21 protein-coding genes are annotated in these 24846 nt (G+C 73.3%); 4 read left to right on the forward strand and 17 right to left on the reverse strand.

Annotated features, from left to right (window positions below; all coding sequences use genetic code 11):
- Positions 1–9 precede the first annotated feature (9 nt).
- From ACZ9QC_RS01545 to ACZ9QC_RS01565, 5 genes are all read right to left on the reverse strand, one after another.
- Complete coding sequence (locus ACZ9QC_RS01545; RefSeq protein ID WP_472918411.1) at positions 10–1083, reverse strand: MerR family transcriptional regulator; 1074 nt, start codon at positions 1081–1083, stop codon at positions 10–12.
- 147 nt (positions 1084–1230) lie between these two features.
- Positions 1231–2238 carry a DUF5914 domain-containing protein gene (locus ACZ9QC_RS01550; protein WP_472918412.1) on the reverse strand — a complete coding sequence of 336 codons (1008 nt, stop codon included), beginning with the start codon at positions 2236–2238 and terminating at the stop codon, positions 1231–1233.
- A complete protein-coding gene (locus tag ACZ9QC_RS01555) occupies positions 2235–3353 on the reverse strand; it encodes a phytoene/squalene synthase family protein (protein ID WP_472918413.1) in 1119 nt (372 codons plus the stop codon). The genes ACZ9QC_RS01550 and ACZ9QC_RS01555 overlap by 4 nt, the downstream gene beginning before the upstream one ends.
- Positions 3350–4894, reverse strand: coding sequence for a phytoene desaturase family protein (gene crtI / locus ACZ9QC_RS01560; RefSeq protein WP_472918414.1), 1545 nt, complete (start codon positions 4892–4894; stop codon positions 3350–3352). Before crtI ends, ACZ9QC_RS01555 begins: the two co-directional genes overlap by 4 nt.
- On the reverse strand, positions 4891–6189 hold the full coding sequence (locus ACZ9QC_RS01565) for a polyprenyl synthetase family protein (RefSeq protein ID WP_472918415.1): 1299 nt from the start codon (positions 6187–6189) through the stop codon (positions 4891–4893). Before ACZ9QC_RS01565 ends, crtI begins: the two co-directional genes overlap by 4 nt.
- A gap of 420 nt (positions 6190–6609) precedes the next feature.
- Here ACZ9QC_RS01565 and ACZ9QC_RS01570 point away from each other — a divergent pair, with 420 nt between their 5' ends.
- The 4 genes from ACZ9QC_RS01570 to ACZ9QC_RS01585 all read left to right on the forward strand — a co-directional run bounded on the left by ACZ9QC_RS01570 (position 6610) and on the right by ACZ9QC_RS01585 (position 11099).
- Positions 6610–7254: an RNA polymerase sigma factor gene (locus ACZ9QC_RS01570; RefSeq protein WP_472921977.1), complete on the forward strand. Its 645-nt coding sequence runs from the start codon at positions 6610–6612 to the stop codon at positions 7252–7254.
- Positions 7255–7441: 187 nt separating this feature from the next.
- Entirely contained in the window at positions 7442–8767 is a 1326-nt protein-coding gene (locus ACZ9QC_RS01575; protein WP_472918416.1) for a lycopene cyclase family protein, read from the forward strand.
- Between the two features lie 41 nt (positions 8768–8808).
- Positions 8809–9537, forward strand: a complete 729-nt coding sequence (locus ACZ9QC_RS01580) for a class I SAM-dependent methyltransferase (protein ID WP_472918417.1) — start codon at positions 8809–8811, stop codon at positions 9535–9537.
- A 56-nt stretch (positions 9538–9593) separates the two neighbouring features.
- Entirely contained in the window at positions 9594–11099 is a 1506-nt protein-coding gene (locus tag ACZ9QC_RS01585; RefSeq protein ID WP_472918418.1) for an FAD-dependent oxidoreductase, read from the forward strand.
- Positions 11100–11487: 388 nt separating this feature from the next.
- Here the strand turns inward: ACZ9QC_RS01585 and ACZ9QC_RS01590 are convergent, their stop codons facing one another.
- From ACZ9QC_RS01590 to ACZ9QC_RS01645, 12 genes are all read right to left on the reverse strand, one after another.
- A complete protein-coding gene (locus ACZ9QC_RS01590; protein WP_472918419.1) occupies positions 11488–12525 on the reverse strand; it encodes a polyprenyl synthetase family protein in 1038 nt (345 codons plus the stop codon).
- A complete protein-coding gene (locus ACZ9QC_RS01595) occupies positions 12522–13691 on the reverse strand; it encodes a tetratricopeptide repeat protein (RefSeq protein ID WP_472918420.1) in 1170 nt (389 codons plus the stop codon). Before ACZ9QC_RS01595 ends, ACZ9QC_RS01590 begins: the two co-directional genes overlap by 4 nt.
- 206 nt (positions 13692–13897) lie before the next feature.
- A complete protein-coding gene (locus ACZ9QC_RS01600; RefSeq protein WP_472918421.1) occupies positions 13898–15088 on the reverse strand; it encodes an alginate lyase family protein in 1191 nt (396 codons plus the stop codon).
- A 137-nt stretch (positions 15089–15225) separates the two neighbouring features.
- A complete protein-coding gene (locus tag ACZ9QC_RS01605; RefSeq protein WP_472918422.1) occupies positions 15226–16077 on the reverse strand; it encodes an ABC transporter permease in 852 nt (283 codons plus the stop codon).
- 11 nt (positions 16078–16088) lie between these two features.
- Positions 16089–17066, reverse strand: a complete 978-nt coding sequence (locus tag ACZ9QC_RS01610) for an ABC transporter ATP-binding protein (protein ID WP_472918423.1) — start codon at positions 17064–17066, stop codon at positions 16089–16091.
- A complete protein-coding gene (locus ACZ9QC_RS01615) occupies positions 17063–17416 on the reverse strand; it encodes a transcriptional regulator (protein ID WP_472918424.1) in 354 nt (117 codons plus the stop codon). The genes ACZ9QC_RS01610 and ACZ9QC_RS01615 overlap by 4 nt, the downstream gene beginning before the upstream one ends.
- Positions 17413–17913 (reverse strand): hypothetical protein, encoded by a 501-nt coding sequence (locus ACZ9QC_RS01620; RefSeq protein ID WP_472921978.1) that lies wholly within the window; start codon positions 17911–17913, stop codon positions 17413–17415. Before ACZ9QC_RS01620 ends, ACZ9QC_RS01615 begins: the two co-directional genes overlap by 4 nt.
- Before the next feature lie 130 nt (positions 17914–18043).
- Positions 18044–18889, reverse strand: coding sequence for a carbohydrate ABC transporter permease (locus ACZ9QC_RS01625; RefSeq protein WP_472918425.1), 846 nt, complete (start codon positions 18887–18889; stop codon positions 18044–18046).
- Positions 18886–20241 (reverse strand): ABC transporter permease subunit, encoded by a 1356-nt coding sequence (locus tag ACZ9QC_RS01630; protein WP_472918426.1) that lies wholly within the window; start codon positions 20239–20241, stop codon positions 18886–18888. Before ACZ9QC_RS01630 ends, ACZ9QC_RS01625 begins: the two co-directional genes overlap by 4 nt.
- Before the next feature lie 5 nt (positions 20242–20246).
- Complete coding sequence (locus ACZ9QC_RS01635; protein ID WP_472918427.1) at positions 20247–21581, reverse strand: ABC transporter substrate-binding protein; 1335 nt, start codon at positions 21579–21581, stop codon at positions 20247–20249.
- Between the two features lie 81 nt (positions 21582–21662).
- Positions 21663–23309, reverse strand: a complete 1647-nt coding sequence (locus ACZ9QC_RS01640; protein ID WP_472918428.1) for a glycoside hydrolase family 13 protein — start codon at positions 23307–23309, stop codon at positions 21663–21665.
- Between the two features lie 197 nt (positions 23310–23506).
- Entirely contained in the window at positions 23507–24772 is a 1266-nt protein-coding gene (locus tag ACZ9QC_RS01645) for an ABC transporter substrate-binding protein (RefSeq protein ID WP_472918429.1), read from the reverse strand.
- Positions 24773–24846 lie beyond the last annotated feature (74 nt).

A 24846-nucleotide genomic window follows, 5' to 3' on the forward strand; every position in this document is an offset into this window, starting at 1 on the left:
GGCGCGCTCCTACGGTCGCGTCGAAGCCGAGAGCGGCACGAGCATGGTCACCGCGTCCTGCAGTCCGGACGGCCGCGGCAGTTCCTCCGGAGTGCGGCGGCCCCAGCCGGGGCCGCACAGAAGCACGGGGCTCTGTCTGCGCGCGCCGCGGATCCCCCAGCGGGTCGCGGCGATGTGCTGGGCCAGCGCCAGGCCGGCGGTGGCCCGCGACTGGGCCCACAGGGCGACCGCGGCCGGGGCGACACGTCGTACGGCCGCGTCCAGTGCCTCGGCCGGGACCGCTCCGCCGAGCATCAGCACCGGGACGCGCCGCTCCGCCAGCGCGGCGGCGAGCGCCTCCAGAGGCAGCGTGTGGTGCTCGTCGGGGAGACAGGCCAGCAGGACGGGCGCGGCCTCCCCCGCCGGTCCCGGCGTCGAGAGGTACATGTGCCGCAGTGTGGTGGAGATGTGCCAGGACAGCAGGTGCTCGACCTCCACGTACCGGTCGCCGGAGGACTCCCACTTGCGGCCGACCGCCCGCAGGGTGGGCGCCATCACCTCTTCCCACGCCACGGCGAGCCCGTAGGCGCGCACGACGGCCAGAAGTTGTTCCTGGACGGCCGCCGCGTCCAGCCGGACGGCGGCACGGGCCAGCCCTCGGCATTCCTGGCGCACGTCGCCCAGGGGCAGGGCGGAGGCCGGGGGGTGACCACGCCGTACCCGGACGGCCGGGGCAGCGGGTGCGGGAACGCCCACGTCACCGGGTTGCGCGCCCGGGGACACGGGGGTCGCGCGGGGCGCCTCGGCGGCCTGCCCCCTCGCCCGCTCCATGGCGGCGCGGGCGGCCTCCGCCGGAGGCACTCCCGCGGCCGTCAGCCGGCACATCTCCTGGAGCATCGCCACGTCCTCGGGCGACCAGCGGCGCTGGCGGCCCTCGGCCCGTACGGCGGGCCCCAGGCCGTACCGGCGGTCCCAGGAGCGCAGCGTCGTCGGTGACACCCCGAGCCTGCGCGCGAGGAAGCCCGTCGTCACCCCGTGGCGGGGCAGTTCGGCGACCCGCTCGGGCACAGCAGCGAGGGAGCCGGGCGTGGGACGTCCCGCCATGGTTCCTGCCTCCTTCCACACCCTGCGTGAGCCACGAGCCGCCCGAGCCACGAGCCGCCCGAGCCAGGGCCGCCCGAGCCACGGGCCGCCCGCACGGCTTGTCTTCCGGCGGACATGGCCGAACGGATGCGCGCACGGAGTCCGAGTTCACCCCGGAAAGCGGCCCGTGGAACGCAGGTGCCAGCGCCGCTCCGCGTAGGCCAGGTCGTCGCGCCACAGGCGGCCCGCGGCAGCTCGTACGAGCGGTCGCAGCAGCGGCGCCGCCTTGCGGGCCAAGGCGAACCCGGGCCGGTCCGAGGCGGCCACGACGGCCTCCACGACGGCTGTCCGGGGCCGGCCCCGATCGTCGGGAGCGAGCGGTGTCGCATGGGTCTCCACCACCGAGCCCTCGCCCTCGCCCTCGGTGATCCGCATGACGACCGTGCGCGGCTCGGGCGCGGTGAACACCGCCCGCACTGGCACGACGAGTCGCCCGGTGAGCCTGAAGGACACGTCGACCGTGAACCCGTCCTCCTCCCCTGCGGGCGCGTCGACGACGGTCAGATCGACGAAGGAGTACGGGTGGAACCAGGCGCCGTGCCACGGATCCAGCCGGTTGGCGACCACGTCCTCCGGCTCGCAGACGCCGACGCCGACGTAGACCGCCGACAGCGAGGCCGCGCGGTCCGGCCGTACCGGCACCACGGGTGCTTCGAGAGGCGACTCGCCGCCCACGTCGTCCAGGCGTACCCAGACCAGCACACCGTCGTCGTACGCGGGCAGCGGCTCCCAGCCCGCGAACGGGGCGCCGGACAGGGCGAGTCCGTGCCAGTGGCACAGGAGGGTGCCGCAGCGCACCGGGCTGTCCTTCAGCGGCGCGCCCAGATGGGGGCAGACGCCGGGCCCGGCGACCAGACGGCCGTCCGCGGCGCGCCAGACGACGATCTCCCGGCCCGCGATCGTCCGGGCGAGCGGACGGTCGTCCCGGACGTCCCGGGTCGCGCCGACGACGTACCAGTTGCCCGACGGGCGGGCCTGCGCGCGCTTGAGGGCCTCGGCGATCACGGCCGGGCGGGCCTCGCGCCAGGTCGGCCGCTGGCGTTCCCAGGGCACCGGGTCGCGGTTCAGGGACAGGGGATACCGGCGGCGGCCGCGGTCGGGGCGTCGGGGGCTCACGCGACCTCCTCGTGGAGCGGGTGGGGCGGGGCGGTGACGGCGGTCGGCTCATGTCCGGAGGCGGGCGCGGCGGGCACGGTGTCCGGCTGCCGCGGTCCCGGGCGCCGTGCCCCGGCGCGCGCCGCCCGTGCCGCCGCCGCGCGTGCCGCCGTCAGGCGTACGAGTCCGTCGACGGCCACCGCTGCGCGCCGTCGGCGGGGGACCACGGCCCGGCGGTGCAGCACCGCGTAGCCGTCGCGGGCGACGGCGTCCAGGATGCCCCCGTACAGCACGAACGCGGTGCGGATGCAGGGGCGTGAGACGGGGTCGAGCAGGGCGAGGCCCGGGGCCGCCTCGCGGTAGACGCCACGGGTGAGGTCCTCGAAGGCCCGCAGTGCCTCGGTGATCCGCCCGTCGCGCCGGCCGGTGCGGCGGCTCCACGACAGCAGTTCCCGGTCCACTCCGTGCGCGCTCAGCAGATCGGCGGGCAGGTAGAGGCGGCCCCGGTCGAGGTCCTCGCCGACGTCCCGCAGGAAGTTGGTCAGCTGGAAGGCCACCCCGAGGGCGGCCGCGTGCGGGGCGGCCTCCTCGCGCGGGACCACCGTGCCGAGGATCGGCAGCATCTGCAGCCCGATCACGGCGGCGGAGCCGTGCATGTAGGTGCGCAGGTCGTCGTAGGTCGGGTAGTCGGTGACCTCCAGGTCGCTGCGCATGGAGGCCATGAAGTCGCTGAAGTGCCGGTGGTCGATGGCGTACCGGCGGGCCGTGTCGGCGAGCGCGAGGACGACCGGCTCGTTGCCGATGCCGTCGCCGATGCCCTGGCTGTCGGTCCGGGCGTGGGCGTCGGTTCGGGCGTGGGCGTCGCGCAGTCCTCGTTCCAGCCCTTCGTGGAGGAGCGCGAGGTCCGCCGCGCGGTGGTGCGCGGGCGCGTCGGTGTCCAGGGAGTCGACGATGTCGTCGGCCCAGCGGGCGAAGCCGTAGAGCGCGTGCACGGCGGGGCGGCGTTCCACGGGCAGCAGCCGGGTGGCGAGGAAGTAGGTCCTGCCGTGCCGGGCGTTGAGGCGGCGGCAGCGTGTGTAGGCGTCGCGCAGCACCGGGCCGGTGATGCCCGCCGCGTCGAGTTCGCGGGCGGTCATGAGGGGGTTCCTTCCGGTGCGGCCGACGCGGTGCGCCGACGTCTGGGGACGGGGGTCGCGTGTCGGCCGGTGATGCGGGCGGCGGCGAGCTTGCCGGACAGCAGGACTGTCGGCACGCCCACGCCGGGGGTGGTGCCGCAGCCGGCGAGTACGGCGTTGGCGGTGCCGCGTACGAGGTTGCGCGGCCGGAACGGGCCGGTCTGCGCGAAGGTGTGGGCGGCGGAGAAGGGGGTGCCCGCCGCGTGGCCCTGGGCGTGCCAGTCGGCCGGGGTGACGAGCGCCTGCTCCTCGACGGCGTCGGCGAGGCCGTCGAAGCCGCGGCGTTCCAGCTCCCGCAGGATGCTGTCGCGGTAGCGGGGAGCCAGGTCGCCCCATGCGGCGGCGTCCGGTCCGATGTCGGTGTTGGGGCAGGGCGCGAGGATGTAGTGCAGGTGGTGGCCGGGCGGGGCGAGCGTCGGGTCGGTGGCGGTCGGGCGGGTGATCAGCAGGGACGGGTCGCTCATCAGGCTTCCGGTGCGGGTGAGTTCGTCGAAGGTGCGTCGCCACGCGGTGCCGAAGGACAGGGTGTGGTGGGCGAGTTGCGGCCAGGTCCGGTCGGCGCCGGCGTGCAGGACGACGGCCGACGGCGCGTGTCTGATCCGCAGCGGGCGGCGCGGCGGGCGGCCCAGCAGGGCGTAGGCCACGGGCAGATCGGGGGTGAGGACGACGGCGTCGCACGGGATGCGCTCATGTGCGGTGACCACGGCGGTGACGCGGTCGCCGGAGCGTTCCAGCCGGGTGACGTCCCGCCCGAACCGCAGGTCCGCGCCCGCTTCGGCGGCGGCGTCCGCCATGGCCTGCGGCAGGGCGTGCATCCCGCCGCGGGGGAAGTACACGCCGGCCACGGTGTCCATGTAGGCGATCACGGCGTAGGCGGCGAGGGCACGCGCCGGCGGGACGCCCGCGTAGAGCGCCTGGAAGGAGAAGACCCGGCGCAGGCGTTCGTCGCGCAGATGGCGGCCGATGCCGGCGTCCAGCCGTCCGAAGCCGCCGAGCGCGGCTAGCCGCGCGAGGTCCGGGGTGAGCAGCTGGAAGGGGGAGTCGAAGTTGGTGTCGATGAAGCGTCTCATCTGCGCCCGGTACAGCCGCTCCAGCCAGCCGCGCAGCCGCCGGTAGCCCGCGGCCTCCTCGGCGCCCGCGAAGCGTTCGACCTCCGCCTCCATGGCGTCGGCGTCGGTGTGGACGTCGAGGCCGCTGCCGTCGGCGAACAGGGCCCGGTAGGCCGGGTGCAGGGGGATGAGGTCGACGCGGTCGCGCAGGGTCGCGCCGACCGCGGCGAAGGCCTCGTCGGCGAGCTCGGGCATGGTCAGCACGGTGGGGCCGGTGTCGATGCGGTAGCCGCCGCGCTCCAGGCGTCCGGCGCGGCCGCCGGGCAGCGGGTCGCGCTCGACGAGGGTGACCCTGCGGCCGGCTCCGAGCAGGTGCAGGGTGGCCGCCAGGCCGGAGAGTCCGGCGCCGACGACCACCACGTGGTCCGTGCGCCCGGGAACGGTCCTGGTCATCGGGCGGCCCCTTCGACGGCGCCCAGCAGCAGCGAGACCGGCACGCCGTCCAAGGGGCCGTGGGCGGCGGAGGAGGGAGGCGGCGGTGCTGGGGCACCTGCCGTGGTGTGCAGGAGTTCCCGAAGGCGCAGTCGGCCTTCGGCCTCCAGTGGGGCGGACTCCAGGTGACGCAGGCCCTGGGCGACGAGACGCTCGATCTTCGCCTCGACGATGTCGCGCGCGCCGGTGCGGACCAGGACGTCGCGGACCTCGGCGAGACGGTGCTCCGGCAGATCGGCCCGGCCGAGGGAACGCCCCAGTACGGCGAGGGCGTGGCGGTCGTCGGCCGCCTCGGCCCGGGCCTGTGCCACGGCGACCAGGTAGGTGGGCTTGCCGGCCCGGATGTCGCCCCCGGTGGGTTTGCCGACGTGCCGGGGACCGCCGAAGACGTCGCCGAGGTCGTCCCGGAGCTGGAAGGCGATGCCGACGCAGCGGCCGGCCGAGCACAGGGCCCGGGTCCGCGCGGCGTCCGCGCCCGCCAGCGCCGCCCCGAGGGCCAGGGGTCGCTCCACCGAGTACAGGGCGCTCTTCAGGCAGGCGGCGCGGATCGCGCGGGCCAGGGACCTGGAGGAGGTCGCCTGGCCCTGGATGTCCAGGTACTGACCGGCCACCATCTCGGTGCGCATGGTGCTCCACAGCTCGCGCACGGCGTGCTCGGCGGCCGGTGTCGCCCTGGTGGCCGCCACGATGTCGTCCGCCCAGGCCAGGGCCAGATCGCCGGCGAGGATGGCCGCGGCCTCCCCGAAACGCGTCTCCCGCGTCCCGTGGGCCGGCTCCGTGACGTCGGCGTACTGCGCGGCGATGTCGGCGTGCAGGGCGAGTCGGCCGCGGCGCAGCCGGGAGCCGTCCATGACGTCGTCGTGGACCAGCGCGCAGGTCTGGATGAGTTCGAGCGCTGCGCCGATCCGCAGAGCGGCCTCCGTCTCGGCGGCCCCTCCCCCACATGCGCGCAGGGCCCACCAGACGAAGCGCGGCCGCGTGAGCTTGCCTCCGTCCAGGGCGAAGCGTGCCACGCGCTCGGCCAGATCCCCCGCGAAGACCGGGTCGAGCGCGGCGGCCCGCTCGGTGCGCTCCGCCAGCAGACCCTCCAGTACACGTCGTACGGCCCCGGGGACGTCGCGGTCGACGGCCTGCGGCCCGCGGTCGACGGCGTGCGGACCGCACGCGTCGTCCGCCGGCACGGTTGAGGGGTCCTCCTCACCGGATCCGGGCGGTGACGCTGCCGCGGGGTGTTCCTTCGCGTCGCTGGGGCCCATCAGGGTTCCTTCCGTCGCCGGCAACAGCGGTGTCTGCTTCAACGCCTTCCGTGGCAGAGGCGCGCACGGATGCGCCGGAGGAGTGAAAAGGTGCGGCCGGTTCGCGATGAGCACCCGGCGCGCCCGGCGCGCCCGGCGCGCGCGACAGCGCGGCGGGCGCGCCGGCGAAGCGATGTGAAGCGACGCGCACCGCTGCGAAGCGACGCGGTACGACGCAAAGCGCTGCACAGGCGATGCAAGTTGTCTCCCTTCGGTCCGCCCTCGCAGGGTGGAGGAGTCGCAGCGGCCGGCGCGCGAGCCGGTTCGAACGGGACGGGTGCCCCGCAGTCCGTCCGTCACCCCGTGGGACCCGACGGACCACAGCCCGCACAAGGAGCAGACGCCATGACTGCCATGACTGCCATGACCGCGATGACCGCCATGACTGCGCAGCAGGCCACCAGGCACACCCATGACGGCGTACCGCCCCGGACCCCGGCGGACGACTCCCCCGCGGGCGAGGACCTGGCCGCCGGTTTCGTCGCGGGGGACGAGGGCAGCCTGACCGCCGCCTACCACCGGTGGGGCCCCCTGGTGTTCACTCTGGCCCGGCGCTCCCTCGGCGACGCCCGCGAGGCGGAGGACGTCCGGCAGTCGGTCTTCCTCGCCGCCTGGCGCGGACGCGCCGGGTACGCCCCGGAGCGCGGCCCCCTGGGTGCCTGGCTCGTCGGCATCACCCGACGCAAGATCGCCGACGCCCTGGCGGCGCGGACGCGGCGGGCCGAACTCGTGGCGGCGGCCGGGGCGCGCCTGACCGAGGCGCCCGTCAACCCGGACTCGCTGCCCGACGCCGTGCTCGACCGGGTCTTGATCAGCCGGGAGTTCACCCGGATCCCGGCCCCCCAGCGCCTGGTGCTCACCCTCGCCTTCTACGACGACCTGACACAGACGCAGATCGCCGAGGTCACCGGCTGGCCGCTGGGGACCGTCAAGAGCCATGCGCGGCGCGGGCTGCGGCGCCTGAGTCACCGCCTGCGGGAGGAAGGCGTCCCGGGCGTCCCGGACGTCCCGGACGCCTTGGCGTGAAACGGGAGTCGATACGGCCGGCCCGCCCTGCGGCGGGCTCGGCCGACACGGGAATCGATGCGGAATCGACGCGATCGATCTGGAGTTCGGGGACCTGGCGAACCGCTCCCCGTCCGTCGAGCCTGTCGCCGAGGCGGCCCCCGAGGCGGAAAGCTTGCGGAGGGCCACCACGAGGAGGGAGCGGCACGTGCTGGAAGCTGATGTGGCCATTGTCGGCGCGGGGGCGGCCGGACTGTCCCTCGCCCACCGTCTGTCACGACGCGCCCCCGGCGAACCCCGCCTCTCGGTGATCCTGCTGGACGCGCCTCCCGGCCCGCTGCGTCCCCCGAGCCGCACCTGGTGCTTCTGGGAGAACGGGCCCGGCCCGTACGACGCGGCCCTCAGCGCCGTCTGGCGGCGGCTGCGGACGCGCACCCCCGAGGGCCGCGTCCTCCAGCACGACATCGCGCCCCTGACCTACAAGATGCTCCGCTCCGACGACTTCGAGGACCTCGTCACCCGCGAACTGGCCCGCGGCGACGAGGTCCGCCGGCTGGAAGCGGCCGTCGAGACGGTGGACGGCGTCCCCGGGGGAGCCGAGATCCGCGCCCGGTCCGGTCAGGGCACCCCGCTGACCGTCCGCGTCCGCTGGGTCTTCGACTCCCGGCCCCTCGGGAGCCTGCCCCCCGCCCGCACCACCCTGTTGCAGCACTTCCGCGGCTGGTTCGTCCGCGCCCCTCGACCGGTGTTCGACCACGAAACGGTGGAGTTCATGGACTTCCGGGTACCGCAGCCACCGGGCGGGCTCGCCTTCGGCTATGTCCTGCCCACCGACAGCCGCCGGGCGCTGGTGGAGTACACCGAGTTCTCCCGGGCCGTCCTGCCCCGCGACGCCTACGACGCCGCGCTGCGTCGCTACAGCGAGGACGTGCTGGGGCTGCGCGGCTTCGAGGTCGTCGCAACGGAGAGCGGGGTCATCCCGATGACCGACGCGCGTTTCGACCGCCGGACGGGCCCTTCGGTGTTCCGCATCGGTACGGCGGGAGGCGCCACTCGGCCCTCCACCGGCTACACCTTCTCCGCGATCCAGCGGCAGACCCGAGCGATCGCCGCCGCGCTCCGCGCCGGCCGGAACCCCGTGCCTCCCCCGGCCCACACGGCCCGTTCGCGTGCGATGGACGCGGTGCTGCTGAGGGCGCTGGACAGCGGCCGTGTCGACGGCGCCGCGTTCTTCACCCGGCTGTTCTCGCGGGTTCCGGCGGAACGGCTGCTGCGGTTCCTGGACGGGGAGACACGCCTGCACGAGGACCTCGCCCTCGGCCTGCGCACGCCCGTGCTGCCGATGCTCCGCTCCGCGGCGGAGCTGTCCTGGCTGCCCCGCGTCCCCGCCGAACACCTCGCCCCCACCGAGCCGGCCTCCCCCACAGATCGGCCTTCGTCGGCGGAACAGCCCTTCTCCACCGACCGGCCCTCCCCCGCAGAACTGCCCTGCTCCGGCGAGCCGTTCCCCGACCGCGACCCCGGTCGCCCATGACCGGCACGGCGACCTTCCGTGCACCCGACCGAGGAGATCCCATGACGCTGCTCCGCGACGAGGACCTGGCCGCCGCGTTCGACCACGCCTCGCGCAGCTACGACACTCTGGTGTCCGCCAATCCCGGCTATCACGGCCAGTTGCGCCGCTCGGCGCGCCGTCTCGGACTCCCCGCGTGGGGGGCCGGTCTGCGTGTCCTCGACCTCGGCTGCGGGACCGGCGCGTCCACCGCCGCGCTCACCGCCGTCCTCCCCGAGGCCGAGATCACCGCCGTGGACGCCTCGGCGGGCATGCTGGAGCGCGCGGCCCGCAAGCAGTGGCGCGAGGGGGTGAACTTCGTGCACGCGCCCGCCGAACGGCTGGCGGAGGCCGGTGTGGAAGGGCCGTTCGACGCGGTGTTCGCCGCCTATCTCTTCCGGAACGTCACCGATCCCGACGCCGTCCTGTCGACCGTGCGCGACGTCCTGGCTCCCGGGGGCCGCCTGGCGGTGCACGAGTACACACTCAGCGGCCGGCCCGTCGACCGCGCTGTGTGGACGGCCGTCTGCCGCGGCCTGGTCCTGCCTGTCGCGACCGTCCTCGGCGACGGCGGCCTCTACCGCCATCTGTGGCGCAGCGTCGTGGAGTTCGACACCGCCGACGATTTCGCCGCCCGGCTCCGCTCCCACGGCTTCGAGGCCGTGCGGGCCCTGCCCCTGCCCGGCTGGCAGACGGGCATCGCGCACACGATCGTCGCCCGCCGGCCGGCCACGGCGGAGGACGGCCGATGAGGGCCCGCCGGGGAAGCGACCCGCTGAGGCCGGGCAGGGACCGCCGGATCCGCAGGATGAACCCGGTGCCGGGCGCCCCGCGCTTCATGGGCGAGCGGCCCCCGACGACCGCTGTCGTCGGGGGCGGCATCGCCGGACTGGCGGCCGCGACGGCGCTCGCGGAACGCGGTGTGCGGGTCACCCTCCACGAACGGGAGGCGACCCTCGGCGGACGTCTGGCCGGTTGGCCGACCGTGCTGTCCGACGGGACCACCGTCACCATGAGCCGCGGCTTCCACGCGTTCTTCCGCCAGTACTACAACCTGCGCGGACTGCTGCGGCGGACCGACCCCGGCCTGACCCGTCTACGGGGCCTGCCGGACTACCCTCTGCGACACGCCGACGGAATGTACGACAGTTTCCGCCGCGTCCCGCGCACCCCGCCGTGGAGCGCGCTGGGATTCGTCGCCCTGAGCCCCTCCTTCGGCCTCCGGGACCTGTTCCGTATGAACCCGGTCGCCGCGCTGCCCCTCCTGGACGTGCGGGTCCCCGAGGTCCACACCCGTCTCGACGACGTCAGCGCGCGCGACTTCCTCGACGCGATCCGCTTCCCCGAGGCCGCGCAGCACCTCGCGTTCGAGGTGTTCTCCCGCAGTTTCTTCGCCGACCCGCGCGAACTGTCAGCGGCCGAGATGGTCCTCATGTTCCACATCTACTTCCTCGGCTCGGCGGAAGGACTCCTGTTCGACGTCCCCGGCGAGCCCTTCCCCACCGCCCTGTGGGACCCCCTCGCCGGCTATCTGCGCGGCCACGGCGCCGACCTGCGCACCGGGACCCCGGTCGAGGCGGTCGAGCCCACGCCCGACGGCGGCTTCCTCGTCGCCGGCCAGGAGGAACGGCGTTACGACGCGGTGGTCCTGGCCCTGGACACGGGGGGCCTTCGTTCCCTCGTCCAAGGCTCCCCGCGGCTGGCGGACGCCGCCTGGCGCGAGCGGGTGGCGGCGCTACGGAGCGCGCCGCCCTTCCTGGTCTCCCGTCTGTGGCTGGACCGCCCCGTCGCCGCCGAGCGTCCCGGCTTCCTGGGCACGGCCGGCTACGGCACGCTCGACAACGTCAGCGTGCTCGAACGCTGGGAGGGCGAGGCCGCGCGCTGGGCCGCCCGCACCGGCGGGTCCGTCGTGGAACTGCACGCCTACGCCCTGTCGGACCGCACGCCCCACGACGTCGAACAGAAGCGTCTGCTGGAGCAGTTGCACCGGGTGTACCCCGAGACGCGTGCGGCGACGGTGCTGGACGAACGGCACGAGTGGCGGGCCGACTGCCCCCTGTTCTCAGTCGGCGGGTACGGCGACCGGCCCACGGTGCGCACCAGCGACCCCGCTCTGGTGGTGGCCGGCGATCTGGTCCGCACCGGTCTCCCGGTCGCCCTCATGGAGCGGGCGGCCACCAGCGGATTCCTCGCCGCCAACGCGCTGCTGGAGCGATGGGGCGTCAGGGGCCAGACCCTGTGGACCGTCCCCGACGGCGGCCGCGGCCCCTTGCCGCGCCGTCTGGCCCGCCTCGGCGGTCCGGTGACGCCGTAACCAGAGGGAGGTCACGGACCACAGCCCGGTGAAGACCACCAGAAGGAGCACGGACGCCCACATGGGCCGGCTCCCGGGACGCGTCCACCCCTCCGCGAGCGCCGACACCGCCCACAGGAAGGCTGCGGTCCCGTAGAAGGTGCGGATCCTGCGGAGTTGCCGCACGGCGGGCGGCGGCATCAGGTGGTCTTCTCTCGGCGTCATGCCGCCCCGTGTACCCGTATCCCCACGGTTAACCGTCACGCGTGGAGAAGGCGCGGCGGTCAGTGTGGCCGAGCTGGGCGCCCCGGCAGGACGGACGCGACGCGAACGCGTTCGCACCTGTCCGGCCGGGGGCCGGCGGACGCCGAGGGAAGCCGAGGGAAGCCGACGTAAACGGGCCCGCTCCTCAGAGGTCGCGTCGTACCAGGTACGCCGACAGCGCCCGTAGTTCGTCCGCGGCCCCGCCCTCCGACGAGACGTCGGCCAGCGCGGCCTCCGCGGCGGCGATGTGAGCCCGTGCCTCGTCCAGCGCCGCCGTCCGGCCGCCCGCCGCCTCGACGAGCTCGGCCGCCTCCCGCGGATCGCCCCCCGACCGCAGCAGCACGGCCAGCCGTCGCGCCGCGGAGGACGGGGAGTCGAGCGCGGCGAGGACGGGGAAGGTCTTCTTGCCTTCCCGCAGATCGCCGTGCACGGGTTTGCCGGTGACGTCGGGGTCGCCCCAGATACCCAGCACGTCGTCGACGATCTGGAACGCGAGGCCGAGACGGCGGCCGACCCGGTCGAGCGCCGAGACGACGGGCGGCCTGCCACCGCCGAGCAGCGCGCCGAGCGCGGCCGCGCTGCCGAGCAGCGCCCCGGTCTTGTGCTCGGCCATCACCCGGTACTCCCCGGGCCGCACCCGCTCGGGCCCCGTCCAGGGGCGCGCGGCGAACAGCAGGTCCTCCGCCTGCCCGTGCACCAGGTCGCCCAGCGCCACCGACAGTACGCGTGTCGCGGCGGCACCCGCCTCGGTGGCCGCGAGCGTCTCGACGGCCAGCGCGAACAGGGCGTCGCCCGCGAGCACCGCGGGCCCCGTGCCGTAGGCCTTCCACACGGCGGGGCGACGGCGGCGGGCCGCGTCCCCGTCCATGATGTCGTCGTGCAGCAGCGAGAAGGTGTGCACCAACTCCACCGCGACCGCCGCGGGCACCCCGGTCCGCCCGGGGGCGCCCACCGCCTCGGCCCCGAGCACGGCCAGTGCCTGTCGCACCCCCTTGCCCCCGGGCGCGGTGGCGGGGGCTCCGCCCACCTCGCACCAGCCGAGGGAGTACGCGGCCATCTCGCCCACCCAGGGGTGCGTCCGGCCGATGGCCTCCACCAGCGCCGGGCGCACCAGTTCGCGGCAGCGTTCCAGCACGAGGGGGACGTCCGTCGCCGCCCGCACCGCCGAGGAGACCGGCGTCACCGTACGACCTCCGCCCGCACACCGCGATCTGCTGCCCGCGCCCGACGAGCCGCCCCGTCGCCGAGATCCGCCTGCTCGCCGCGCACCGCCCGGCCGCGTGCGGCGCGCTCGACATGCCGGCCCGGACCGACTGCGGCCTGGTCCCGCAGACCGAGTTCGTCCCGCGCCCGCGCCACCATCTGCCGCGCGTGCCGTAGCCCGATTCGGTCCAACTCCCCTACCAGGTAGTCCAGTTCGGCAGCGGTCTCGGCGTGGCTCCGGCCGAGCCGGGCGAGGGACTTGGCCAATCCCAGCCTGGCCAGCGCTTCCCCGCGCGGCTCGCTCATCTCGCGGAACTCCGCGAGCGCCAGCTCGTAGGTGTCCCGCGCCTCGGCGTAACGCCCCGCGCGGTAGAGGACGTTGCCGCGCATCTTGTGGTTGTAGGCCAGCGCGCTGGAGAGCCGCATCTCCCGGCAGACGGTCTCCGCCTCCGACAGCAGGGTGAGCGCCCGCTCGACGTCACCGTCACGTGCCGAGACGATGTCGGCGAGCCCGCGCAGTGCCCAGGCGTGCCCGCGTCGGTCGTCGGCGCCCTCGGCTATCGCGGCAGCCTCTTCGAACATCGCGTAGGCACTGTCGTAGGACCCCCGCTGGCGGTGGATCTGCGCGATGCCCTCCAGCGCCCACACCGTGTGCCGCGCCTCCCCTCGCCGACGGGCCTCGGCCAGCAGCTGTTCGTGCAGGTGGGCGACGGCCTCGTAGTCGCCCTGGATCCTGCCCGTCTCGGCCAGTCCCGCGAGGGAGTAGCCGCGTACGACGACGTCCCCGCCCCGTTCGCCCATCTCGGCCGCCAGCCCGAGCAGCCGCCGGGCCAGGGCGAACGAACCACGTTGCCGGGCCAGCGTGCCGCCGCTCCACAGGGTCCAGGCCATCGCTCCCTGGTCACCCACCGCTCTGGCCGCACGGTAGCTCGCCTTCCACGCCCGGTCGGCCTCCCCGATCTGCCCCAGCCGACGGTGCGCCTCGGCCACGGCGAGCCCGGAGCGGGCCGCCTCGCCGTGTTCCCCCACGCTCTCGGCCTCTCTCAACTGCCGTGTACCGGCCGCCAGTACCTCGGTGAGGGAGGAATTCACGGACAGGGTGGTCAGAGCGCCCTGGTATTCGGGGGCGAACGCCTTGCCGTACATGGAACCCTTTCGGTGGATGCGCTCTATACACTCTGCGTATACATGACGTGTATAGAGCGCGAAAATCGACGCCGCCCCAAGGAGTCGGGGCGGCGCCCGTCACCGATCAAGATGCCGTGCGCGCCGGGAGGGTTGCTCGTGAGGCGTAGATCACCCCGCCGGGCGCCGTGGGAGGCGGCCGACCGTCAACCGCCGACGCACAGCGCTCAGTTGGGGTTGCCCGCGTGGGTGAGCGTCGCCCAGGCGTTGAAGTAGTTGTCCGTGCCCGACGGCCTGCGCGCCTCGGTGTATTTCTGGGTGTTGGACATCGTGATGCCGAGGCGGTGGTGGAGGGCGTTGAAGGCGACCTCGGTGACACGGCCGAGCCCCTTGGCGACCGAGCCGCCGCACAGCCAGGAGGGTACGGCGGTGCCGTTCTCGTAGGAGGTGTGGAAGCCGAGGGCGTGGCGCAGCCGGTCCTGGATCCTGGGGTAGAGGTCCTGGCCCTGGATCCGGCTGGTCTCGGCGATGTTCGCGAGGGAGGCGATGCCCCAGCCGGTGTGCCCGAAGTCGCGGCAGGTCTCCTGGGCGAGGCCGTCGGTGAAGGTGCTCTGCCCCTGCCAGTACTTGATGATCTCGGCGCTGGTGTCGATGCTGCTGCCGGCGGGCGGCTCGGGCAGGTCACCGTCGCCGTTCAGATAGACGTACGCCGGTACGCGGGCGAGGTAGGTGCGGACGGCCTTGTCGTAGGCGGCGCGGTCCTCGATGAACACGGAGATGCCCAGCGCGGCCTCGGTCATGACCAGTTCCCAGTTGCCGTTCTTGGTGGCCGCGCCGTTGATCACCTCGGGGAGGTACACGTCGCGCAGCATGGTCGCGAACCGGCCCGCGCCCGGCCAGCCGCCGTCGTAGGTGTACTTGATGATCTCGGCGGCGCGCGGCCAGGTGGAACCCGCCCAGCCCGTCTGCAGCGGGGCGTTGCTGTTGGTGTGGTCCCTGATCGTCGCGGACCAGGCGTCCATGATCTCGATCGACTTCCTGGCGTACCGGCTGTCCCGGGTGAAGTACCAGGCGAGCGCCTGCGTGTAGGCCGCGATGGCGTCCTGGCGCTCGTCGGTGCAGCCGTTGTTGGGGTTGGACGACGAACCGCACTCCACGACGGGCCGCGGTTTCGCGGCACGCGACAACGAGGCGTAGGAGCTGGCCATCATGGCGTCGTACGCGGCCTTCCACGGCTGCCGGCCCGCCTGCACCTGCGACCGGGCATGGTCGAGCTGGCCCCGGCTCACCAGCACACCGGGGTGGGTGAAGACGGCCGGCGCGGCCGACGCGCGTGGGGCGGGGCCGGTGAACTGCACGCTCAACAGTCCGGCCAGCAGGGCGAGTACACCGAGCAGGGCGGTTCTGGTCCGTGGCATCCGATGACCTCTTCCATTCAGACGGTCCGTTCAGGAACAAGAACACCGTTCCGCATGCAGAAGCTTGGTCCGGACCATAGAAATCAATCGTGCACATGTCAACACGGTCTCCGTGTCCCCACCACAGAGCACGCCGGTCAGGCGGCCGGCGCGCCGCTTCGTTCCGCTCGGCGGCGGCGCGCGGACAGACGCGAGCCGGACTCGCGGCGGGCTGCGCGGCGCAGCAGGGGCACCGCGAGAAGGAACCCGAACACCGCCCAGGCCGTCAGCACCAGGGCGACCAGGGGGAGTTCCCAGGAGCCGGCCACCTCGGCGGTCCGGGCCGAGTCGGGGAGCAGCGCCGAACGCAGGCCCTGCGCCATCCACTTGAGCGGGAAGACCGCGGCCACCTGCTGGACCGGGACGGGCAGCATGGTGATCGGGAAGACCACTCCGGAGATGAGCAGGAGCCCCATCGTCGGCAGCATGATCAGCGCCAGCGCCTCGCGGGGGTTGGGCAGTACGGCTCCGATGGCCGCGCCCAGCGGTACGACAGCGAGCAGCCCGAGCGTGGTGACCCACAGCAGCGTCAGCCAGTCGCCCGGCCCCCTCGGCACCGGCCCGTCCACCACCAGCGCCCCGGCCGCCAGGAGCAGGGCCAGGGTGCCCACGGCCACGACGACCACCAACAGGCACTTGGCGACGAGGTAGGCCGGTATCCCGCCGGGCGTGGCGCGCAGCCGCAGCAGGGCGCCCTCCTCCCGCTCGGTCACGAGTATCTGCGGGAGGTTGATCAGTCCGACCTGGAACAGCAGATAGGCGGCGAAGCCCGCCAGCACCAGATGGCTCATCGGGATCCGGGTGCCGGGCACGTCGTCGCCGAGGAAGGCGGCGACGAGCAGCGCCACGGCGACGTTAGTCAAGTGGCTGAACAACTCCTTGCCGTTGCGCAGGAAGTGCCGCAGTTCGATGCCGCCGCGCCGGATCCCGGCCCGCAGACTGTTCGTCATCGGTGTCTTCCTCATGCGACCCTCACCTCTCCGTCCGGGCCCGTGTCCGTGTCCGCGCCCCCGTCCCCGTCCCCGTCCCCGTCCCCGTCCCCGTCTACGTTCTCGGCCCCGTGCGTGCCGTCGGCCTCCTCGCGCACCATGTGCAGGTAGGTGTCCTCCAGCGTCGGGCGGCGGACCTCCAGATCGGCGATCGGGCCGTTCGCGTGCCGGTGCAGTTCCCAGACCAGTCGCGAGGGGTCCTCGGTGCGTTCGCGGCGGGACGTCCCGTCGTCGGCCGTCCAGCGGACCTCGGCCCGGGCCGCGGCGCGCCGGGCCAGTTCGGCGGGCGTGCCGCAGGCCCGGATCCGGCCGCCGACCAGCATGGCGATCCGGTCGGCGAGCCGCTCGGCCTCCACGAGGTCGTGGGTGGTGAGCAGGACGGTGACGCCCTCGGCGCGGGCCAGCCGTTCCACCAGGAGGTGGAACTCGTGCCGGGCCTCCGGGTCGAAGCCGGCCGTCGGCTCGTCCAGGAAGAGGAGTTCGGGACGGCCGACGATGCCGAGCGCGACGTCCAGCCGCCGGCGCTGGCCGCCCGACAGCCGGTCCACCTGTCGCCCGGCTTGTTCGGTGAGGCCGACCAGGGCCAGCAGTTCGGCCGGGTCGCGCGGGTCGGGATAGTACTCGGCGAAGTGCCCGAGCAACTCGGCGACCCGCCAGCGGCCGTGGTCGCGCCAGGACTGCAGGACCAGTCCGATCCGGCCGCGCCACGCGTCGTCGCCCCGCTCCGGATCCGTGCCGAGAACGCGCACCTCGCCGCCGGAACGCCGCCTGAAGCCCTCCAGGATCTCGACGGTGGTGGTCTTCCCCGCGCCGTTGGGTCCCAGCAGCGCGAAGACCTCGCCGCGGTCGATGTCCAGGTCGACGCCGCGGAGGACGTCCGTGTCGCCGTACGTCATCGTCACGCCGCGCGCGTGGACGACGGGCCGGGCGGGTGTGTGCTCCTGCGTCATCGGCCTGCCCCCGAGTGGTGCCGCCGCCCTGACGGTGCTTCGGAAGTCACCGGGGCACCCGCGCCCTCGACGATGGCCCGGAGCGCCGCGACGTGCCCCTCGAAGGCGGTGCGGCCCCGCTCGGTCAGCCGGACCCGGGTGCGCCGCTTGCGGCCGCCGCCCTCCTTCTGGAGCTCCAGATAGCCGGCCTCCTCCAGGGTGTGCAGCTGTTTGGAGAGCGCGGAGTCGCTGAGCGAGAGGCTGTCGCGAACGAACGCGAAGTCCGCCCACTCGGTGGCGGCGAGCAGCGCGACCACCGACAGCCGGGTGGCGGGGTGGATCAACTCGTCGAAACCGGCGGGGGTGCTCATCGGCACGCCTCCTCGTCGGCCACCGGTTCGCCGCCGCGCCGCACCGAGTCGGCCGCCCAGCGGTTGGCGGGACCGAGGCAGAGCAGGTACACGGCCACCGCGGCCGTGGCCTGGAGGGGGCCTGCGTAGAACGGCTCCAGTGGCTCCGTCAGGTGGTCCGCCAGCACGATCGTCCCGCCGACCAGCACCGCCACCGCGCCGAACGCGGCCCACATGCGCCCGGGACAGCGCGTGTGGTGCAGTTGCATCCGGCTCCTGCGGCTGTTCAGCACGACCAGCACGCTCAACAGGCCGACGTAGGCGGTCACGAGCAGTACGACGCCCCACTGGGGCAGGTCCATGCCCACGCCGGCGAGGAACACCCACATGAGCGCGGCCGTGCCGTAGGTCATGCGGCGCCCGCCGGACACGGCGTGCTCGAACTCGTCGTACACCCGTTCCTGCGGCACTCGGATGCGTTGCAGATCCCTCCACGCCTGTTCGGCGTCCACCGGCATGCCCACGTCGCTCGCCCTCCCGCGCCAACTCGACTTTCCTGTAGGGAAAGTTAACTCCCGACTTTCCCAGTGGGCAAGTCGGGAGCGCGTCATGTTCGCCGCGTTCGGGGCGTCCGGCGGGCCACCGGCGTCACTTCACGGATCCCGCCATCACCCCCTGGACGAAGTGCCGTTGGAAGGCGAAGAACACGGCGACCGGCACGATCAGGGACAGGAAGGCACCCGGCGCCAGTACGTCGATGTTGCTGCCGAACTGCCGTATCTGTGACTGGAGTTCCACGGTCAGCGGCTGTGCCGAGCTGTCGGCGAACAGGAGCGCCACCAGCATGTCGTTCCACACCCACAGGAACTGGAAGATGGCGAGACTGGCCAGGGCCGGCCGTCCCACGGGCAGGACGAGACGGGTGAAGATGCGCCACTCACCGCCGCCGTCCATGCGGGCCGCCTCCAGCATCTCCTTCGGCATCTCGGCGAAGTAGTTCCGCAGCAGGAAGATCGCGAACGGCAGACCGTAGGAGACGTGGAAGAGGACGACTCCGGGAATGGTGCCGAACAGCCCCAGCTGGCCGAAGAGTTTGGCCACCGGCAGCAGGCCGATCTGCACCGGTACCACCAACAGGGCGACCACCAGCAGGAAGAGCGGGTCACGGCCGGGGAAGTCCAGCCAGGCGAAGGCGTATCCGGCGAGGGCCGCTATGACGACGACGAGGACGGTCGTGGGCACCGAGATCAGGACCGTGTTCCAGAACGCCCGGGTGATGCCGGCGTTGCCCAGCAGCGCGGAGTAGTTGTCGAAGGACAGCTGACCGGGGCTGGTGAGCGCCGTCCACCAGCCGCCCCTGGCCGTGTCCTCGGTGGATCTCAGGGAGGACAGCAGCAGTCCGGCGAGCGGGGTGAGCCAGACCAGGCCGACGACCACGAGGAAGGCCTGGACGAGACTGTTGCCGAGCGCCCGCCTGAGCGCGGTGACGTTCATCGCTGACTCCCTTTGAAGCGGCGGACGTTGAAGACCATCGCGGGGACGACGAGCAGCAGGAGCAGGACGCCGAGCGCGCTGCCGAGCCCCTGGTCGTTGCCGCCGCCGAAGGACACCAGCCACATCTGGGTGGCGAGCACGGTGGCGTCCTCCTGCACCGGTCCCGGCGCGATGATGTAGACGAGGTCGAAGACCTTCATCACGTTGATGACGAGGGTCACGAAGACCACGGTCAGCACGGGGGCCAGCAGCGGCACGGTGATCCGGCGGAACACCTGCCACTCGTTGGCGCCGTCCATCCGCGCCGCCTCCAGCGTGTCCCGGGGCAGGGTCGACAGGCCCGCGCCGATCAGCACCATCGCGAAGCCGGTCCAGATCCACAGGTAGGCGCCGATGACGGCCGGGGTGACGAGGGTCGGACCGAGCCAGGAGATGCCCTCGTAGGCCGGGGCGAAGTTCGAGCCGGGGAGTGTCACGGTGTAGGCGCCCGCCTCCAGTTCCGGGAAGCGGAAGGAGCCGTCGGCCGCCGTGGTCGTGCTCGCGACCGTCCTCCCCTCCCGCACCGCCTCGACCTTCATCGCCGGCAGTCCGCTCTCCCGGCGGTCCACCGCGCCCTGCTTGCCGCCCCCGCCGGGGGTGAAGTCCAGGAAGACGACGCCGCGCAGTTCGCCGGGCTCCGCCGCGCGGGCCGCCGCGGCATGGGCGGGCTCGGCGCCTTCGAGGTCCTTCGGCGCGACGCCGACCAGCCCGAGGGCGACTGTGTCGCCCGGCGACACGGTCGCGGTCGTACGGTACGAGCCGTCGGCGCCCGCCGTGAGGCCCTGGCCGTCACGGGCGCGGGCCGTGGGGTACGAGGAGGTGCCGCGGAAGGCGTCGTGGACGCCGACGACCGCCGCGTTGAGGACGCCCTTGTCGGGGTCCTCGTCGTAGGCGAGCCGGAAGATGATGCCGGCCGCCAGGAAGGAGACGGCCATCGGCATGAAGAGCAGCAGCTTGAACGCCGTGGCCCAGCGGACCTTCTCCACCAGTACGGCGAGGATCAGCCCCAGCCCGGTGAGCAGGGCGGGCGCCACCACGACCCAGACAGTGGTGTTCCGGACGGCCTTGAGGGTGGCCGGGTCGCGGAACATCTCGGTGTAGTTGTCGCCGCCCACGAACCGGGTGCCGGAGGCGTCGAAGAAGCTGCGGCCGACGGAGAACAGCACCGGGTAGAGGACGAGGGCGCCGAGCAGGACCAGCGCGGGAAGGACGAAGAGCAGGGCGACGGTCCGGCCCCGCCGCCGGGCGCGCCGCTGGGGTGCGGCGCCTCCGGCGGCGGGCGCGGGCGCCACCTTCGTGAGTGTGGCGGTCATCCCGGTCAGCCCTTGTACGCCTTGGCCGCGGCGTTCTCCAGCTGGGCCGCGGTCGCCCGCGGGTCGGACGGGTCGCGCAGGAAGTCCTGGAGGATCTTCCACTCCCCCGCGCCCTTCGTGCCGCCGAACGCGGCCGGTGCCTGGTCGGACATGTCGAAGCGGACCGAATCCCCGGCCTCGATCAGGGACTTGGCGGTCGTCCGGGTGACGTCGTCGCCGTAGGAGGACAGGTCGAGTCCCTTGTTCGGGGAGAGGAAGCCGCCCGCCTCCGCCCACACGGCGGCGGCCTCGGGGGTCGCCAGGTACTCCAGGAGGGCCATGCCGGCCTCGGTGTTCTTGCCGTCCTTCAGGACGACGGCCGCGTCACCGCCGCTGACCACGGGTGCCTTCCCGCCGCCGACCGGCGGGAAGGGGAAGAAGTTCGCGTCCTCGCCGATCTTCCGGCCGAACTGGTCCTTCGCGATTCCGGCGACGAAGTCGCCCTCGTAGACCATGCCGGCCTCGGGCTCGGGGCCGAAGACCTTCTCGACGGAACCGGGGAAGTCGGTGTTGAGGGCGCCCTTCTGTCCGCCGGCCAGGAGCTGCTTGTCCTCGAAGAGGTCACCGAGGGTGGTGAGCGCGTCGACCACGCTCCGGTCGGTCCACTTCAGCTCGTGCGCGGCCAGGGCGTCGTACTTCTCGGGGCCGGCCTGGGAGAGGTAGACGTTCTCGAACCAGTCGGTGAGCGTCCAGCCGTCCTGTCCGGCGACGGAGAACGCGGCGAGGCCCGAGTCGGAGACGGTCCGCCCCGCCTTCAGCATCTCCTCGTACGACTTCGGCGGCTGGACGCCCGCCTGGTCGAGGGCGTCGGGGCTGTACCAGACGGTCGACTTGTGGGCCGCCTTGAAGTACAGGCCGTACAGGGTGCCGTCGACGCTGCCGTAGTCCTTCCAGACCTCCGCGTAGTCGGCGTCGACGGACTTGGCGGCGGTGGCGGACAACGGCTTGAGCCAGCCCGCCTCGGCGAACTGCTGGAGCACGCCGACCTGCGGGACCATCACCACGTCGGGGGCGTTGCCGCCCTCGATCTTGCTGCCGACGACGGTGGAGACGTTGTCGCCGGTGGACACGAACTGCGTCCTGGCGCCGGTCTTCTCGGTGAAGGCGTCCAGGACCTTCTGGAAGTTCTTCTGCTCGGCGCCGGACCAGACGCCGGCCACGGAGACGGTCCGGCCGCTCAGCGGCTTGTCGCCGCCGCCCGCCGAGACGGGGTCGCCGCCCCCGCAGGCGGTCGCGCCGAGCGCCAGCGTGAGGATGAGGGCGGTACAGCTCGCGGGCAGGGTGGTACGTGGTCGCATCATCGTCGATGTCCCTTCGGAAGGTGATGGAGCGGACGGCCAGGACGGATCGGTCCGGTGGGGGAGGCCGGGAGGTGCGGGGGTTCAGGAATCGGTGTCGTCGCCGATCCACCAGGCGGCCGTGGCGCCGGGGAGGACCCCGGCCGGGCAGGGGCCGCTGGACAGCAGAGGGGTGCCGGAGACGGGCGCCGGCTCGGGCGCCGTACCGAAGTTGACGGCGCAGACCAGGCCGTCGCCGCGGACGAAGCCGAGGACACCGGGCCGGGTGTCCAGCCAGCGCAGCGTGCCCTCGCCCAACTGGGGCAGCGCGGCGCGCAGTTGCAGTCCGTCGCGGTACAGGTGCCAGAAGGAGCGGGTGTCGGCGAGGGCCCGGTCGGTGGCGTACTCGGCGAAGTACTCGGGCTGCGGCAGCCAGGGCTTGGCGCCCTCCACCCCGGAGGTGAAGCCGAAGGGCGAGGCCTGCCCGGACCACGGCAGCGGGACCCGGCAGCCGTCGCGGATGCGGGCGCGGCTTCCGGTGCGGCGGAAGATCGGGTCGGTGAGCACGTCGTCGGGCAGGTCGACGACCTCGGGCAGGCCCAGCTCCTCGCCCTGGTAGATGTACGCCGCGCCGGGCAGTGCCAGCATCAGCAGGGCCGCCGCGCGGGCGCGGGCGGCGCCGAGACCGCTGCCCTCGGTGGCCGGTTCGCCGTAGCGGGTGACGGTGCGGACCTGGTCGTGGTTGTTCAGGACCCAGGTGACGGTCGAGCCGGTGCCGGCGATGTCCTGCATGGCCTCGGTGATGACCTTGCGGAAGGCGTCGGCGTCCCAGGAGGCGCTGAGCAGGTCGAAGAAGAAGGCCTGGTGCAGCTCGTCGGGGCGGACGTAGCGGGCGTGTTCGCGTGCCGTCGGGACGGAGACCTCGCCGACCAGGAGCCGCTCACGGCCGTCGCGTGCGGTGTACTCCTCGCACACCGCGCGCCAGTGCCGCCAGACGTCGTGGACCTCGGGCTGGTTCCAGGCGAGCGGGTTGACGGAGTCACGGGTGCGGGCGTCGGCCTCGGGGTCCGGCGAGTCGGGCAGCTCGGGGTGCTTGAACAGCCCCGCGGCGACGTCGATACGGAAGCCGTCGACGCCCCGGTCGAGCCAGAAGCGCAGGACGCCGTCGAAGTACGCGCCGACCTCGGCGTCGCGCCAGTTCCAGTCGGGCTGCTCGGGCGTGAACATGTGCAGGTACCACTGGCCGGCGCCGCCGTCGGCCTCCGTGACGCGGGACCAGGCGGGTCCGCCGAACATGGCGTGCCAGTTGTTGGGCGGCTCGGCCCCGTCCGGTCCCCGCCCGTCGGCGAAGTGGAAGCGGGCCCGGGCCGGGCTGCCGGGCGGCGCGGCGAGTGCCTCGCGGAACCAGGGGTGCTCGCTGGAGCAGTGGTTGGGCACGATGTCGAGCAGGATCCTGATGCCCAGCCGCCGGGCGTCCGCCACCAGCAGGTCGAACTCGGCGAGGTCGCCGAAGAGCGGGTCGACGTCACGGTAGTCGGCGACGTCGTAGCCGTGGTCGTGCTGCGGCGACGGGTAGAACGGGCTCAGCCAGATCCCGTCGACGCCCAGCTTCCTCAGGTACGGCAGCCCGGCCCGGACGCCGGCGAGATCGCCGACACCGTCGCCCGTGCTGTCCAGGAAGCTGCGGACGTACACCTGGTAGATCACTGCGTCGCGCCACCAGCGACGTGTGTCGATGTGCTTGGAGCTCACCCGTTGACCTGTCTGTGCGACCTGACGGTTATGCATGCATGTTAGGTAGGCGTGTCACGCAGGTGTCAACGAGTTGACGGAAGCTACCGGGCAGTTGGGGCTTTAAATACGGACTTATCAGGGCATCTAAGCGCCACCTGAGATCGCCGCGTTACCTAACATGTAACTAGGGGAGCCCGCAGGAAGTACGCGGAGGACTAGCCCTGGGAGATGGCGGCGAGTTCGCGGGTCAGCCGCCGCACCGTCTCCTCGGGCGTCCGGTGCCCGGCCATCGCGTCGTGCACGACCGCCTGGACGACCATGCTGACCTGGTCGTACCGCGGGCTCTTCGGACGTGGCGCGGCCGCGAGGACGCTGGCGCGCAGCGTCGGCAGGTACGGGAACTCCCGCACCAGTTCCGGGTCCTCGTACAGCTCCGCGCGTACGGGAGGCAGCGCGCCCCGGGTGAGGACCTGCCGCTGGACGCGCTCGCCGGTGAGGTACGCGATCAGGCGCGCGGCGGTGTCGGGGTGCTCGGCGTGGGCGCTGACGGCCAGGTTGGAGCCGCCGAGCACACTGGTCCCGGGCCCGTCAGGACCCGGCAGCGGCACGGCGCCGACCTTCCCGGCGACCGCGGAGCCCGGGGCGGAGGCGCTGACGTAGGCGTAGGGCCAGTTGCGCAGGAAGAGCAGCCGGCCGTCCTGGAACGCCCGCCGGGACTCCTCCTCCTTGTACTCCAGCGCCTCCCGGGGGATCCACCCCTCGCGCACACCGCGGGCGAGGAAGCCGATGCCCTCGCGGGCCGCCGAGCCGACGGTGACGCGTTCGCCCTCGTCGCCGAGGATGGTGCCGCCCGCCGAGTACACGGCCTCGGCCGCGTTGACGGTGAGGCCCTCGTAGGGCAGGAACTGGCCCGCGTAGCCCTCCAGTCCGTGCCGGGGCGCGACGGTCTTCGCGTAACGCTCCAGCTCGGCCCAGGTGCGGGGCGGCGGCAGGCCCTCCTGCGCGAGGACGTCCGAGCGGTACAGGAGCAGACCCGCGTTGGTGACGTACGGGACGGCGTAGAGCCGGCCGTCGTACGTGGCCGTGTCCACGACCGGCGGGAGGAAGCTGCCGAGCGGGAAGCGGTTCCTCGGCAGCGGACGGATCCAGTCGGCGGCCGCGAACTCCGACGTCCAGGTGACGTCGATGTTGAGGACGTCGAAGCGGCCCCGTTCACCGGCGCGCAGATCGGTGATCATCTGGGCGCGGGTCTCGTCGGCGGAGTCCGGCAGCTCGACGAGGGTGACCTTCTCCCCGGGGTGAGCGCGGTTCCAGCCCTGGAGGAGGGGGCCGAGATAGCCGGTGAGGTCGCCCGCGGTGGCGAGGGTCAGCGGACCCCGGCCCCTGAGTCCGCCGTCGGCCTGGGCGCCGGAGGCGCCGTAACCGGCCAGAACGACCGCGAGGACGAGAAGGCCCCTACCGGCGGCGCGTATCCACCGCATAGGTTCCTCCCTGTACACCGGCACCGGGCACCTTCGCCCGGAGTCAGAGGCCATGTATACCTGTTAGGTATGGG

The sequence above is a fragment of the Streptomyces sp. HUAS MS02 genome (assembly GCF_055702265.1).

Bases quoted from the DNA above. Each gene is read 5' to 3' on its own strand.
- ACZ9QC_RS01580 (WP_472918417.1), top strand. From the start codon at position 8,809: ATGACGCTGCTCCGCGACGAGGACCTGGCCGCCGCGTTCGACCACGCC.
- ACZ9QC_RS01565 (WP_472918415.1), bottom strand. From the start codon at position 6,189: ATGGGCCCCAGCGACGCGAAGGAACACCCCGCGGCAGCGTCACCGCCC.
- ACZ9QC_RS01625 (WP_472918425.1), bottom strand. From the start codon at position 18,889: ATGAACGTCACCGCGCTCAGGCGGGCGCTCGGCAACAGTCTCGTCCAG.
- ACZ9QC_RS01615 (WP_472918424.1), bottom strand. From the start codon at position 17,416: ATGAGCACCCCCGCCGGTTTCGACGAGTTGATCCACCCCGCCACCCGG.
- ACZ9QC_RS01610 (WP_472918423.1), bottom strand. From the start codon at position 17,066: ATGACGCAGGAGCACACACCCGCCCGGCCCGTCGTCCACGCGCGCGGC.
- crtI (WP_472918414.1), bottom strand. From the start codon at position 4,894: ATGACCAGGACCGTTCCCGGGCGCACGGACCACGTGGTGGTCGTCGGC.
- ACZ9QC_RS01605 (WP_472918422.1), bottom strand. From the start codon at position 16,077: ATGACGAACAGTCTGCGGGCCGGGATCCGGCGCGGCGGCATCGAACTG.
- ACZ9QC_RS01630 (WP_472918426.1), bottom strand. From the start codon at position 20,241: ATGACCGCCACACTCACGAAGGTGGCGCCCGCGCCCGCCGCCGGAGGC.
- ACZ9QC_RS01595 (WP_472918420.1), bottom strand. From the start codon at position 13,691: ATGTACGGCAAGGCGTTCGCCCCCGAATACCAGGGCGCTCTGACCACC.
- ACZ9QC_RS01645 (WP_472918429.1), bottom strand. From the start codon at position 24,772: ATGCGGTGGATACGCGCCGCCGGTAGGGGCCTTCTCGTCCTCGCGGTC.
- ACZ9QC_RS01600 (WP_472918421.1), bottom strand. From the start codon at position 15,088: ATGCCACGGACCAGAACCGCCCTGCTCGGTGTACTCGCCCTGCTGGCC.
- ACZ9QC_RS01545 (WP_472918411.1), bottom strand. From the start codon at position 1,083: ATGGCGGGACGTCCCACGCCCGGCTCCCTCGCTGCTGTGCCCGAGCGG.
- ACZ9QC_RS01620 (WP_472921978.1), bottom strand. From the start codon at position 17,913: ATGCCGGTGGACGCCGAACAGGCGTGGAGGGATCTGCAACGCATCCGA.
- ACZ9QC_RS01570 (WP_472921977.1), top strand. From the start codon at position 6,610: ATGACTGCGCAGCAGGCCACCAGGCACACCCATGACGGCGTACCGCCC.
- ACZ9QC_RS01555 (WP_472918413.1), bottom strand. From the start codon at position 3,353: ATGACCGCCCGCGAACTCGACGCGGCGGGCATCACCGGCCCGGTGCTG.
- ACZ9QC_RS01585 (WP_472918418.1), top strand. From the start codon at position 9,594: ATGAACCCGGTGCCGGGCGCCCCGCGCTTCATGGGCGAGCGGCCCCCG.
- ACZ9QC_RS01635 (WP_472918427.1), bottom strand. From the start codon at position 21,581: ATGATGCGACCACGTACCACCCTGCCCGCGAGCTGTACCGCCCTCATC.